Below are 11,940 nucleotides of genomic sequence, written 5' to 3'. Positions count from 1 at the left end.
GTTGAGAACGCATTCGCGCGGAGCGAGGTGTGGCGAACGGTGAAAGAAAACTTCCACATTAATCCGGCCGCAAAACAAATTCACGCGGTGAAAAACGACCGCGTCTATCCGCTCAGCGCCAGATACGGCGGCCCGATCATGAATCTCTTCCAGTTAGAGATGGTCGCCAAGGAACTCTATCCCGAGCAATTCGGGAAGTGGCCGGACTACGACGGCGGCCCGTACCCCGACTTCGATAACTCTGAACAGCTCTTCGACCGCGAGCGCGTTGCAGACATCATTAACGGAGACTTTTAATAATGACTGACACGAACGACACACGACACTACGCACCGACTCGTCGCGACTACGTGAAGTACGGCGGCGCGCTCGCCACCGGGGGGTTGCTCGCCGGGTGCGCGGACGACGACGCAACCACGGCCGGGGAAACGACCGCGGAACCCACCGATGGCACCGACACGACGACCGCGGCTGACTCGTCGTACTCGGTGACGATGGCCCCCGTGGGCGAGGTCGAGTTCGACGCGGTGCCCGAGCGCGTCCTCCCGTACTATCCGATATCGGCGGGCGCGACCATCGCGCTCGGGCACGGGGACGCCATCACCGGCATCGGGTACGACAAACAGCTGTTCGGGAACACCGTCGACTACTACTACGACGCGCTCGACGGCGTCTCCTTCGAGTGGGAGGAGCTCGGGCGGGTGACGCCGAGCGGCGAACCCGGAACGCTCGACACCGAGCTGTTCTACGAGCTCGACAACGACGTCCACTTCCTCGACCCGTGCCTCCTCCGCAGCAGCTCGTTCGGCTGGAGTGAGGCCGACATCGAGGCGATTGCGACCGACGTCGGCCCCTGGTTCGGGAACTATTACAGCCGAACGAACGCGAGCCCGCCCGCGTGCGAAGGCGACTACGAGTACTACGGGCTCTGGGAGTACATCGGGAAGCTCGCGGAAGTTCTCCGGGAACGCGAGCGCTACGAGGCGCTCAAGTCCGTTCGAGACGACCTCGCGGCAACTATCGAGGACCGGCTTCCGCCCGCCGAGGAGCGGCCGTCTCTCGCTATCGTCGCGTACTCCGGCGGGACGTTCTGGCCGTACGACTTCACGCAGGACGGCTATCTCTGGAACCACGTCCGGCCGTTTGGCGCGACGAACGCGTTCACGACCACCGAGGGCGGCCCCGGGTCGGACGGCGCGTACGACTACGAGGGGATGGTCGAGGCCGAGCCCGATGTCGTCCTCCGGTACTGGGGGACGGCGCTCGGCGACACGTTCATTGAGGGCAGGGAAGCGGTATTGAACGACCCGCTCGCGGAGGAGGTACCGGCGTTCCGCGATGGCCGCTACTACCCGTCCGGGCACGGTATGCAGGGTCCCGTGATGAATCTCTTCCAGCTGGAGATGACCGCGAAACAGCTCTACCCCGACCAGTTCGGCGCGTGGCCGGGATACGGCGACGGGAAACGCTATCCGTCAGTTCCGGAGGACGAACGACTCTTCGACCGCGAGCGCGTCACGAACGTCATCACCGGCGACTTCGAGTAACCGAACCCTTTTTGGTTTAGGGTTGCCTAAACCGCGGTAATGGCCGACACACGCCGCGCGACGCCCGACCGCATCGACTCCCGCACCGACCCACCGGAACCGGAGACCGACGCGGACGCGCGGCCGACCCTGAACTGCCGCGAAGTCACCGCGGGCCGACGGTTGTTCGTCGAAGACGGCGACGGCGACCGCTGGCTCGCGACTGATTTCACCGTTCAGCCCAGCGACTACCGCTGAAAAACCTCCTTACGCCTCGTTGACGAGCGAGTCGTCAGCGAGGAACTTCTCGACATCGTGCGCGTCCGCCTCGATGGTTCCGACGTGGTCGCGCAACAGTTCTGACGTCCCCTCGTCGCCCAGTTCGTCCGCGAGCGTGATGTGGTCGCGGAACTGCACCGCGAGCGTCGCGTACCCGTCGAGGTCGTTCGAGAGCGACGACCGGAGGTCGTACACGTCGCCCGCCTCGATGCGGAGCGGCGCGTGCTCCCGGATGCCCTTCGGGCCGTTCACCGGCACGCCGCCGAGCGCGACGACGCGGATGGCGAGGTCGTCCGTCATCTCGGCAAGCCGGTCGGCCGCGTCCTCGAAGAAGTCGAGGACTTGGCCGATATCCCGGCCGCTGAGCGTCCAGTACTGCTTGCGGAGCTGATTGAACAGGATGTAGAGACCGGAGAGGTCGCGGTTCAACGCCGCCACCAGCTGTTCGGTCGTGGCGGTGTCGAGTCGGAGGGCGTTCTCCTCGACCGTCCCCCACTCCTGTCGGAGCGCGTCCTCGCCGGGGTGTCGGAGGTGGGGCGCGCTCATCGCGACACCTCCACGAGCGTGTCGTCCGCGAGCAGTTCCTCGAGTTCGTGCGCGCGTTCTTCCAGGTCTTCCAGTTCGTCCTGCAGGAGTTCCACGGTCGCCTCGTCGCCCACCTGCTTCGCGAGCGTGACGTGGTCGCGCATGCTCGCGGCGAGCGTCGCGTACGCCTCCAGGTCGCCCGCGACGGACGCGCGGAGGTCGAAGAGGTGTTCGGCCTCCAGGTGGACGGGCGAGTACTCCTGAATCTGCGGCGGCGTGCTCGCCGGCACACCGCCGAGTTCGGTGATGCGTTCGGCGATAGCGTCGTTCAGGTCGCGCGCCCGCTCGTAGCCGTCTTCCAGCACGTCCGCGACCTGTTCGTGCTCCGCGCCGGCGGCCGTCCAGTAGTGCTTTCGCAGGAGGTAGAAGAGGTTGAACGCGCCCGCGTGGTCGGCGTTCAGCGCTTCGACTACGCGCGTCGTATCCTCGCGGTCGAGGCGGAGGGCGTTCTCCTCAACCGTCCCCCACTCCTGTCGGACGGTCGCGCCGTCGAGCGGTTGGACGAGACGACCCGTCTGCGGGTCCGTCATCGTTAGTTCGTGCGGACGAGCGTGTCGTCTTCGAGGTAGTGGTCGATCTCGTGCGCTGCGTCCTCGAGGTCTTCGAGCACGTCGCGGAGGAGTTCGCTCGTCGCGTAGTCCTCCAGGTCTTCGGCGAGACCGACGTGTTCACGGACGGTCTCGATGACGTCGCCGTACATCTCGCGGTCGTGTTCGAGCGACGTGCGGATGTCGTAGACGTCCTCGCCCTCGAACTCGACGGGGGCGTGGTCTTCGAGGTTCGCGGGGCCGCTGATGGGGACGCCGCCGAGCGCTTGCGCGCGCTCCGCGAGGTCGTCCGCGGCGTCTTCTGCTTCCTCCGCGCGGTCGCCGAGGAACTCGTGGAGGTCGTTGAACTCCGCGCCCTCGACGTTCCAGTGGTGCTTGCGGAGCTGGTGGTAGAGGACGTAGGTCGCGGCGAGGTCGACGTTCAGCGCTTCGACGATCTGTTCCGCCTTCGCGGTCTCGATGCGGACCGCGTTCTCCTCGACGGTTCCGGCTTTTCGACGAACGGTTTCCTGAGTGCTCATTGCATTCGTATCCACGCAGGGAACCGACTTAAACGTTTTCCCCGAAAGGAACTATTTTTTCGGTACACCGAATTTAGGTTGCCCGAAAGAGTAAAATCGAGGTTGGATGCCGAACCCACGGGCGGTCCCGACACCCACCGATAACTCGCGTCGCCACTGTCGCAGCCGCTACCGAGAAGTTCAGTAGCACCGAGAATTAGCGGTGGAGGCAGTGGTGACAGGCGGCCGGCGTGGTGAGCTGAATCCGGTACTCAGTCTCGACGGAACCGGTGCCGTCGTCGCTCTCGACGATGGAATCCCACCGGGGAAAGAGAAGGTCCGAGCGGCCGCCGCAGTCGAAGCACGTCGCCATCGACGTGGTGTCCCGGGTGGACAGCCACTCCGACTCGCAGTCGAGGCAGAGACTTCCCGCCACCGTACCGGACGCCCGTCCGACGGTGATGCGGTCGTAGTCGACGGCGCGTCCGCAGCGGTAGCAGTCCATGATAGTCCCCTGATAGTGCGAGTGTGGTCTAGGGCATCACGGACACCCCCATTAGTATTTGGTCAGAACCGAGACCTGTTCTGCAGAAGTCAGAGAGCGCGGAAGACGCGGATGGTGTCGCGCGACGTGGGTTCGTGGAGGAGCTGTGCGGCGCCGCGGTCGGTGAACACGCGCTTCCAGTCGCGGTGGTAGAGCGGGAACTCGTCGTTCACGTAACTCACGTCCTGGTCGCCCGCAGTCGGGTTGTTCCCCTCGTTCTCGGCAGTCGCCAGGAGGTCGCTCGTCACGCGCACGACCTCGTCGAACACCCAGTCGTCCTCTGGATGGACGTGCTGGAGGGTCTCCACGCTGTACACTGCGTCGAACGCGCCGTCGTCGAACTCGGGAAGCACGTCTTTGAGCGCGCCCGCGTGGAAGGCTCCGGTCTCGTGGAGGCCGGGGTAGTGTTCGGCCATCACGTCGAACGACTCGGGGTTGATGTCGATGCCGTGGAGGTCCTGAAATCCCTGCTCGCGGAGGTGTGCGAGGTGGCGGCCGGACCCGCAGCCGAGTTCGAGAATCGCCGCGTCATCGGCGAGGTAGTGCGTGAACGCGTCGGCGAGCGTCTCGCTCACGTCGTTCGGTCCGAGGTGGGCGTAGTACTCCGGTGAGTACTCCCCGGAGCGCTCCGCCCAGTCCTCGCGAACGTCGTCCGGGTGCATACACTCGTGGACGCGTGTCGGGCGTTTATACTCCGCGACTCGCCCCGGAGAGACGGTCGATGCGAAGAGCAAAGTCCGACGGTAGAGAACGTTGCATTATGGGACGTTCACGTTACGAAAAGCTCGACGAGTACCTGCGTGACCGGGCGGGCGACGCCTACCGGACGGCGTTCCGGTACGACGCGGGCGGTTGGGAGTTGCTTCACGTCCGCGAGGACCTGGCGACCCGCGAACTCCACGCGCTCTTGCCGAACGTCGTGGCGCGCGTTCGCGAGGCGCAGGCCTGGGTGTCCGAAGAGGAGTACGGGCGGTTCGGCGCGACAACGGCCACGATGGAGATACACGAGACCGGCGTCCTCCTTCATTTCCCCGACAGCGAGCGGGCGGGCGTGCTGGTGTCGCTCGACGTGGAAGCCGCGCGGAACCTCGTGGGGTTCGTCGCGGAGTGCGAGTCGAAACTCAGAGAGCGATGAAACGCTTATACGCTCTGAGCCCCAAGCATTGATATGAGCTACGACGCCGTCGTGTTCGACAACGACGGGGTTCTCGTCGGTCGGACGAGTTACAACGTGCTGCGGGAAGCCGCGGAAACCACGTTCAAGCAGTTCGGGGTTACGGACCCCGACCCCGAACACATCGAGACGATGGCCGCGGGTGTGGACCCGTCGGACATCGACGAGATTTGTAACGCGTACGACCTGAACCCCGACCAACTCTGGGAGATTCGCGACCGGGCTGGAACGCTCGCGCAACGCACCGAGGTCCACGAGGGCCGCAAAACCCTCTACGACGACCTGCACGTGCTGGACGACCTCAACCTCGATTACGGGGTTGTGAGTTCGAACCAGCAGGCGACGGTCGAGTTCGTGCTCGACCACTACGGCGTCTCGGACCGGTTCGGCGCGGTGTACGGCCGCGAGCCGACGCTGGAGAGCCTGCGCCGTCGGAAGCCGAACCCCTACTACCTCCATCGCGCGCTGGAGGACCTGGGGACGACGAACGCGCTGTTCGTCGGGGACAACGAGTCCGACATCCACGCGGCGAACAACGCCGGCATCGACTCGGCGTTCATCCGGCGGCCGCACCGCGAGGACTGGTACCTGAACGTGGAGCCAACTCACGATATCGACGGGCTGGACGATCTGCACGACATCTGCGCGCCCTGACGGTCGTCCCCCTTTTTCGCACCCTGTGTGTCAATCGTTACCGTGGGGCAAAGATATATGGTGGTAGGGGTGAATATCAGGAACGTTCAGGTGGGAACAGTGACTGTACAACACCGCGCTGGCCGCTGGACGCTCGGCGAGAAAACGGACGGAGTCTTCATCGTCAAGAAGGGCGGGCAGTACGAGGCGAAAATCCTCACCGACAGCTACAACCCCGAGATGCGCGAGGAGGACGAGCGAAGCGTCCTCAGCCCGCTTATCGAAGTCCCGGACTCCCGGGCGGCGCGCGACGCGTTCCACGACTACATCAGGGACGAATCCCGGTAGTGCCACAACGGTTTTTGCCCTCGCGGCGATACCGCCGTACATGTCGGACTTCGACACCTACGAGTGCGACACGTGTGGTGACGAGTTCAAGGCATATCCCGACTCGAACGCCGCGAAAACAGGGTTCTGCAGTCCGCGCTGTCAGCGTAGTTAGTTCTGCGGGCTGTAGTTCGGCGCCTCGTCCGTAATCATCACGTCGTGCGGGTGGCCCTCGGTCTGGCCGGCCTGGGAGACCCGCACGAACTCGGCTCGTTCCTTGTACTCGGGGATGGTGTCCGCGCCGACGTACCCCATTCCGGACTGGATGCCGCCGACGAGCTGGTGGAGTTCGGACGCGACGCTGCCCTTGTAGGGGGTGGCTGCCTCGACGCCCTCGGGGACGAACTCCTCGTCCTCCTGTTCTTCCTTGAGGTAGCGCTCTCCGCCGCCGGACTGCATCGCGCCGACCGACCCCATGCCGCGGTACTGCTTGTACTTCTTCCCGTCGACGGTGATGACGCGGCCGGGTGCCTCGTCGGTGCCGGCGAAGTAGGAGCCGAGCATCACGGCGTCCGCGCCAGCGGCGATGGCCTTCGCGGCGTCGCCGGAGTACCGAATGCCGCCGTCCGCGATGACGGGGACGTCGTACTCCGCGGCCACGTCCGCGACTTCGGCGACGGCGGTAATCTGGGGCATCCCAGCGCCCGTGACGACGCGCGTCGTGCAGATGGAGCCCGGACCGATACCGACTTTGATGCCGTCCGCGAAGTCCGCGACCGCTTCCGCGGCCTCCGTCGTTCCGACGTTCCCGACGACCACGTCCGCCTCGATGGTTTCGCGAATCTCGCGGGCGGAGTCGATGACGTTGAGGTTGTGCGCGTGCGCGCAGTCGATGAACACCACGTCCGCGCCCGCCTCGTCGGCGGTCTTCGCGCGTTCCACGTCGAACGGGCCGACGGCGACGCCGACGACGAGTTCGCCGTTCTCGTCGCGCGCGGCGTCGTCGTGCTCGCGGCGTTCGAGGATGCTCTGCATCGTCACGAGACCGGCGAGTTTGCCGTCCTCGACGATAGGAAGGCGTTCGACCTTATGGTCGTACATCAGGTCGAGCGCGTCGCGCGCCGCGACTTCGGGGCCGGCGGTGATGACTTCGTCCGTCATCGCCTCCTCCACGAGGTCGTCCTCGTTCACGCCGAGGTAGGGACGGATGTCCGTGTTCGAGATGATGCCGAGAACCTCGTCATCGTCGTCGACGACGGGTGCGCCGCTCACGCCCTCGCGCGCCATCATCGCGTCGACCTCGCTGATGGTCTGTTGGGGGCGCGCGGTGACCACGTCCTCGCGGCGGATGACCAGTTCGTCCGCCCGCTTCACGCGCTCGATTTCGGCCGCCATCTCGTCTGCGTCCATGTTCTGGTGGAGGACGCCGAGGCCGCCCTCGCGGGCGAGCGCGATGGCGAGGTCGCTCTCGGTGACAGTGTCCATCGCCGCCGAGAGAACGGGAGCGTTGAGTTCCACGTTCTTGGAGACGCGCGTGGAGACGTCTGCCTCGTCTGGTTCGACGCGGCTCTCCTTCGGGCGGAGAAGAACGTCGTCGAAGGTCAGCGCTTCCGGTACCTGGAGTTTCTGGGAGAAGTGTCCGTCGCGGGAATCGTCTCGCGCCATGTAAATCGCACACGTTCGTGGGGCAAAAGCGTTCCGAGATGCCCCGGGATGTGCACCACGATGCCACACACCCGGGTGGCGGTCGAACCGCCCCGGACGCCGCGAGAGTGAACAATTGTCGGAATATTCGATTCTACCCCCACGAACCCACGGTGTTGTTTAAAAAGGCGCGAAACTATCATCGGTGCGTGTCGGCGTTTCTCACACAATGCTTATGCATCCGTCTCGAATAGGCGAACGTATGGACTCCCACAGTCCCAGCATCGCGCGCACCGCCGGCAACCACGCCCTCCCCTCCGGCATTCAGACACTCGTGTGCGCGAAATTCGGGACAACGGGACCGAACTTCGACCGGCAGTCCGCCGGTCGACACGGCGCGCCGCGGTTGTCGCGTCCCCGCTACCACCGGACGGCCCCCGGTCACGGCCATCACCCCTGATGAGTAGCTCACGCCACCCCATCGCCCTCCGCCTCGAGCGACAGGTCGGCGGCGCAACCCGCCTCCTCGCGACCGTGATGCTCCTCCCGCTCGTCGACGGTATCTTCCCCGCGCTCGTCCTCGCGGGCGCGCTCGACACGTGGACCGGCGTCCTCCAGGTCGGCCTCCTCGTGTTCGGGGGAAGCGCTACGGTCGCCGTCATCCTCGCCGAACTCGAGACGAACGTACGCAAGCAAGCGCGCGCCGTCCTCACCGTCGGCGTCCCGCTCGTCGCGCTCGCGGTCGTCGAAGCCGCGCTCGCCCCCACCATCGCGAGCCTGCTCGACATCGCGGTCTTCGAGCGGTTCGCCGCCCTCGTCATCCTCGCCATCGCCGCGAAAACCGCGAGCGCCACCATCGGAGAGTACCTCCCGAGCCCCGGCGTCATCGTCGGCCTCGGGTTCATCGCCGCCGTCTCCCTCGGCGACGTGACGCTCTCCGTGCAGACGAACCCCACGCTGATGCTGCACGCGGCCGCCGCCGGCCTGATTGCCGTCGCGTTCGCGCTCGGCGTCGTGTTCGCCCAACCCTATCTCTACCGGCTCATCGACATCGACCGCTTCCGGTTCGGCTCCGCGGTCGCGCTCGCGACGCTCGCGCTCAGCCTGTTCGTCCCCGCGACCATCCCGCCGGAAGCCCCCCTCGTCGTCTTCGCCGTCGCCGGTGTGCTCGCGGTCGACCCGGACGCCGCCGACGAACTCGCACACGGCGAGACGCCCCCCGACCAGCCCGCCGCAACCGACGGCGGCGACGAGAACGAGGACGAGTCCGGACGCGCGTACCCCGGCGAGGACGCGGGCGAGGAACGCGCCCCCTGGCTGTAACGGAGCGCTTACGGCCGTCCACCCGTTCCCCAACAGTATGTCCGAGAACCGCGTCGTTCAAGGCCGCATGGTCACCCCGAAAAAACTCGCCGAACTCGTCGAAGACGACTCCGTGATGGAAGCGGAAGCCATCGAGGACACCGACCGCGAGTGCCCCGACTGCGGCGGCGACGTCATCGCCGTCACCTACATGCCGTCCGTCACCGAGCTCGTCACCGGCTACAAGTGCCAGGACTGCGACTGGCGCGAACGCACCGAGGCGTGACTCTCGTCTTCGCGTGGAGTGGCGGAAAAGACGCCACGCTCGCCCTCCACAGACTCCGCGAGGCGGGCGTCGAACCCGTCGAGTTGTTCACCACGGGGAGCGCCGAAACCGACCGCACGAGCATGCACGGCGTGCGCTGGCGACTCATCCGCGAGCAAGCGAACGCCCTCGACATCCCACACCGACGCGTGGACATCCCCGACAACGCGGACAACGAGACCTACGAGAAAACGATGGCCGCCCTCCTCGAAGACTACGCGGCCCGCGACGTGACGGAAATCGCGTTCGCCGACCTCTACCTCGAAGACATTCGGGAGTACCGCGAGCGCAACCTTCAGAACACGCCTATCGACGGCCGCTGGCCGCTCTGGAACGAACCCACCGACGAAACAGCGCGCGAATTCATCGACCTCGGCTACCAGGCCACTCTCGTCTGCGTCACCGACCACCTCGGCCCCGACTTCCTCGGCCGCACCTACGACCACGACCTCCTCGCCGACCTCCCCGACGACGTCGACCCCTGTGGGGAAAACGGCGAATTTCACACGTTCGTCCACGACGGCCCCCACTTCGACCACCCGGTCCAGTTCGACCACGGCGACACCGTCACCCGCGCCCTCGACGACACCACCCACCACTACCTCGACCTCACCTGAATCGAAACCCATTTACTGCAAATCCCCCAACGAACGAACGCACGGGGCTGTGGCCAAGCCAGGCATGGCGACTGACTCCAGAGGCCACGCGCCCGGGACGAAATTCCAGACTGGTATACCGAGCGACCGACTGATCATCGGCTCGCGACGACGACCCTCTGGAGTTCCGAGGCGCACCGGAGATATCAGTCGATCGGGGGTTCAAATCCCTCCGGCCCCACTCCTTCATTTAAGGCAAATACGGCAGAAATTACCGCTTCTCAGCCGTTAGGCCGCCTCTCACAAACTACGGGGTGGTCGGCGTGAGCGCCACCAACCACGGCAACCACGACGACCCCGGAATCTGCGACTACTGCGGCGGCTACATCCTCGACGACCAACAGCGCTGCCCAGCCCTCACAAACGGGGTGTGCCAGCCGTGACGACCGTCCCGAACACCTGCACACACCCCGTCCGCCAACACGACGAACGCGGCCGCCTCTACTGCGGCCGCTGCGGCACGATGCTCGTCACCAACCACGCACGGAGGGGACCATGAACGGGAAGTGCCCCAACTGCGGCCTCGAAGGCGAGCGAGAGACCGGCAGCCCCTTCTACGAGTGCTGGACGGACGAGTGCCGCGTCGTTGAGTTCGAGGGAGAACCATGAGTCCCCCACTCGACTTCCCACGGGAGCGCGACAACGAAACGAGTAGCTGGACGCGCGCCGACCCCGACCGCGCCCTCATCGAGCGCACAAGCCGCTACGCCTACTTCGTCACACTCCCCGACGGCCACGTCCACCGCTGCGCCTACGCCGTCGAGAACGGCGAGTACATCGGCCGCTGCGACTGCGACGGCTTCCGCTATCACGACGGCCCGTGCGCCCACCTCTGCACCCTGCGGAAGGCCGAGTTCGGCCACGACGAGACGACGCACGGCGAGCGCATCAAGGCCGCACCAGCCGGCGAAGACTGGACAACCGCGGGGAAGCCCACCGAGTCGTTCCGGTTCGACGGCGAGGAGTGGGCCGGCCTCTCGCTCGGCAGTGGCGAGCAGTGGGTGTCGGATGCGTACTTCGCGGCGGGCGAGGAGATCGAGCGCTCGCTCCGTCTCTACGACGACCCGCTCCCCGAGGTCGAAGACGCACAGACCGCCGCAGTCACCCGGCTCTGGGGAGAGATGGAAGAGTCCGACCGCGCCGTCGTAGACACCTTGCTCGCGGACGGCGGCGAGGTCTCCCCAGCCGACGCAGCCGAACAGACCGGCTACAACTACCGGACGGTACGCCGCGTCGTCGACCGCCTGAGCGACCTCATCGAGCACACCTACGGCCAGCTTGAATTTGCCTCGAAGCACGTGCAGCAGAAACTCCTCTCGCGAGTGCAGGCCGCCGAACAGAACTTCCGAGAGACCGTCGGGAGCGCGGCGATGCAGGTGGCGCAGGCAGCCGAACGCGGCGACACCGCGAACGCATGGAGTCGGTGGCGACGCGAGTACAACGCCGCCGTCAGGCCGGGCGAGTACGACCACGAGACGCGCGTGGAGATTCACTACCGGCCGACGGACGCGGCAGACGAGCGGTCGATGCTGCGGCAGCTCGCGCTCGCCTGGGAACAGACCCACGACGAGCCGGTGCGCCACCTCACCGTTTCGTACACGCGAGCGGACGGCGAGCACCGACGAGTGCGGGATACCTGAAGTGTTGTGGACTCGCTCCAGACCGCCGCACAACGCGTGGAGGACGCGCGGAACGCGAAGGCGCGGCGGGAGGCGGAGAACGTGGACTGGGAGGCGTGGGCGGAGCGAGAGCGGCGGCGAGCGGGCGGCGCGGGTGACGTGACGCCAGGCTAAGGCGGCCCGCGGCGGAGTGGCAACACTATTTTTCGGTCTGTATAGCGGGGTGTGCGCGCGGTTTTCCCCTGGTTTGTGGCGCGCGCTGGGTCGCCGCGGGGCGC

General features: G+C 66.0%; 17 protein-coding genes, 1 tRNA gene and 1 pseudogene. 13 read left to right on the top strand and 6 right to left on the bottom strand.

Features of this window, described 5'->3' with window-relative positions; translation table 11 throughout:
- The 3 genes and pseudogenes from U3A55_RS00470 to U3A55_RS00460 all read left to right on the top strand — a co-directional run.
- Positions 1-297: pseudogene (locus U3A55_RS00470) on the top strand (ABC transporter substrate-binding protein); the annotation flags it as partial.
- 2 nt (positions 298-299) lie between these two features.
- Positions 300-1,547, top strand: a complete 1,248-nt coding sequence (locus U3A55_RS00465) for an ABC transporter substrate-binding protein (protein ID WP_330989551.1) — start codon at positions 300-302, stop codon at positions 1,545-1,547.
- A gap of 39 nt (positions 1,548-1,586) precedes the next feature.
- Positions 1,587-1,784 (top strand): hypothetical protein, encoded by a 198-nt coding sequence (locus U3A55_RS00460; protein WP_330989550.1) that lies wholly within the window; start codon positions 1,587-1,589, stop codon positions 1,782-1,784.
- Between the two features lie 9 nt (positions 1,785-1,793).
- Here the strand turns inward: U3A55_RS00460 and dpsA (U3A55_RS00455) are convergent, their stop codons facing one another.
- From dpsA (U3A55_RS00455) to U3A55_RS00435, 5 genes are all read right to left on the bottom strand, one after another.
- Entirely contained in the window at positions 1,794-2,351 is a 558-nt protein-coding gene (gene dpsA, locus U3A55_RS00455) for a DNA starvation/stationary phase protection protein DpsA (RefSeq protein WP_330989549.1), read from the bottom strand.
- Positions 2,348-2,920: a DNA starvation/stationary phase protection protein DpsA gene (gene dpsA, locus U3A55_RS00450; protein ID WP_330989548.1), complete on the bottom strand. Its 573-nt coding sequence runs from the start codon at positions 2,918-2,920 to the stop codon at positions 2,348-2,350. Before dpsA (U3A55_RS00450) ends, dpsA (U3A55_RS00455) begins: the two co-directional genes overlap by 4 nt.
- Positions 2,921-2,922: 2 nt before the next feature.
- On the bottom strand, positions 2,923-3,459 hold the full coding sequence (dpsA, locus tag U3A55_RS00445; protein WP_330989547.1) for a DNA starvation/stationary phase protection protein DpsA: 537 nt from the start codon (positions 3,457-3,459) through the stop codon (positions 2,923-2,925).
- A gap of 196 nt (positions 3,460-3,655) precedes the next feature.
- Positions 3,656-3,943, bottom strand: coding sequence for a hypothetical protein (locus U3A55_RS00440; protein ID WP_330989546.1), 288 nt, complete (start codon positions 3,941-3,943; stop codon positions 3,656-3,658).
- 89 nt (positions 3,944-4,032) lie between these two features.
- Entirely contained in the window at positions 4,033-4,644 is a 612-nt protein-coding gene (locus U3A55_RS00435) for a class I SAM-dependent methyltransferase (protein ID WP_330989545.1), read from the bottom strand.
- 98 nt (positions 4,645-4,742) lie between these two features.
- Between U3A55_RS00435 and U3A55_RS00430 the strand changes: the two genes are divergently transcribed.
- The 3 genes from U3A55_RS00430 (at position 4,743) to U3A55_RS00420 (ending at position 6,137) form a co-directional block, all read left to right on the top strand.
- Positions 4,743-5,117 (top strand): hypothetical protein, encoded by a 375-nt coding sequence (locus U3A55_RS00430; protein WP_330989544.1) that lies wholly within the window; start codon positions 4,743-4,745, stop codon positions 5,115-5,117.
- A 33-nt stretch (positions 5,118-5,150) separates the two neighbouring features.
- On the top strand, positions 5,151-5,810 hold the full coding sequence (locus U3A55_RS00425) for an HAD family hydrolase (protein ID WP_330989543.1): 660 nt from the start codon (positions 5,151-5,153) through the stop codon (positions 5,808-5,810).
- Positions 5,811-5,909: 99 nt separating this feature from the next.
- Positions 5,910-6,137, top strand: a complete 228-nt coding sequence (locus U3A55_RS00420) for a hypothetical protein (RefSeq protein WP_330989542.1) — start codon at positions 5,910-5,912, stop codon at positions 6,135-6,137.
- 150 nt (positions 6,138-6,287) lie between these two features.
- Here U3A55_RS00420 and guaB read toward each other — a convergent pair whose 3' ends face one another.
- Complete coding sequence (guaB, locus tag U3A55_RS00415; RefSeq protein ID WP_330989541.1) at positions 6,288-7,781, bottom strand: IMP dehydrogenase; 1,494 nt, start codon at positions 7,779-7,781, stop codon at positions 6,288-6,290.
- 241 nt (positions 7,782-8,022) lie between these two features.
- Between guaB and U3A55_RS00410 the strand changes: the two genes are divergently transcribed.
- The 7 genes from U3A55_RS00410 to U3A55_RS00380 all read left to right on the top strand — a co-directional run bounded on the left by U3A55_RS00410 (position 8,023) and on the right by U3A55_RS00380 (position 11,836).
- Entirely contained in the window at positions 8,023-8,220 is a 198-nt protein-coding gene (locus U3A55_RS00410) for a hypothetical protein (RefSeq protein ID WP_330989540.1), read from the top strand.
- Entirely contained in the window at positions 8,220-9,083 is an 864-nt protein-coding gene (locus U3A55_RS00405) for a DUF5794 domain-containing protein (RefSeq protein WP_330989539.1), read from the top strand. Before U3A55_RS00410 ends, U3A55_RS00405 begins: the two co-directional genes overlap by 1 nt.
- 37 nt (positions 9,084-9,120) lie before the next feature.
- Positions 9,121-9,348 carry a DUF5795 family protein gene (locus tag U3A55_RS00400; protein ID WP_330989538.1) on the top strand — a complete coding sequence of 76 codons (228 nt, stop codon included), beginning with the start codon at positions 9,121-9,123 and terminating at the stop codon, positions 9,346-9,348.
- Positions 9,345-10,004 carry an ATP-binding protein gene (locus U3A55_RS00395; RefSeq protein WP_330989537.1) on the top strand — a complete coding sequence of 220 codons (660 nt, stop codon included), beginning with the start codon at positions 9,345-9,347 and terminating at the stop codon, positions 10,002-10,004. Before U3A55_RS00400 ends, U3A55_RS00395 begins: the two co-directional genes overlap by 4 nt.
- A gap of 43 nt (positions 10,005-10,047) precedes the next feature.
- A tRNA-Trp gene (locus U3A55_RS00390) sits at positions 10,048-10,224 on the top strand.
- 424 nt (positions 10,225-10,648) lie between these two features.
- Positions 10,649-11,683 (top strand): hypothetical protein, encoded by a 1,035-nt coding sequence (locus tag U3A55_RS00385; protein WP_330989536.1) that lies wholly within the window; start codon positions 10,649-10,651, stop codon positions 11,681-11,683.
- 6 nt (positions 11,684-11,689) lie between these two features.
- Positions 11,690-11,836, top strand: coding sequence for a hypothetical protein (locus U3A55_RS00380; protein ID WP_330989535.1), 147 nt, complete (start codon positions 11,690-11,692; stop codon positions 11,834-11,836).
- Positions 11,837-11,940 lie beyond the last annotated feature (104 nt).

This window comes from Salarchaeum sp. III (genome assembly GCF_036418315.1).
Taxonomy (GTDB): domain Archaea; phylum Halobacteriota; class Halobacteria; order Halobacteriales; family Halobacteriaceae; genus Salarchaeum.
This window is presented reverse-complemented; position numbering and strand designations above follow the sequence as displayed.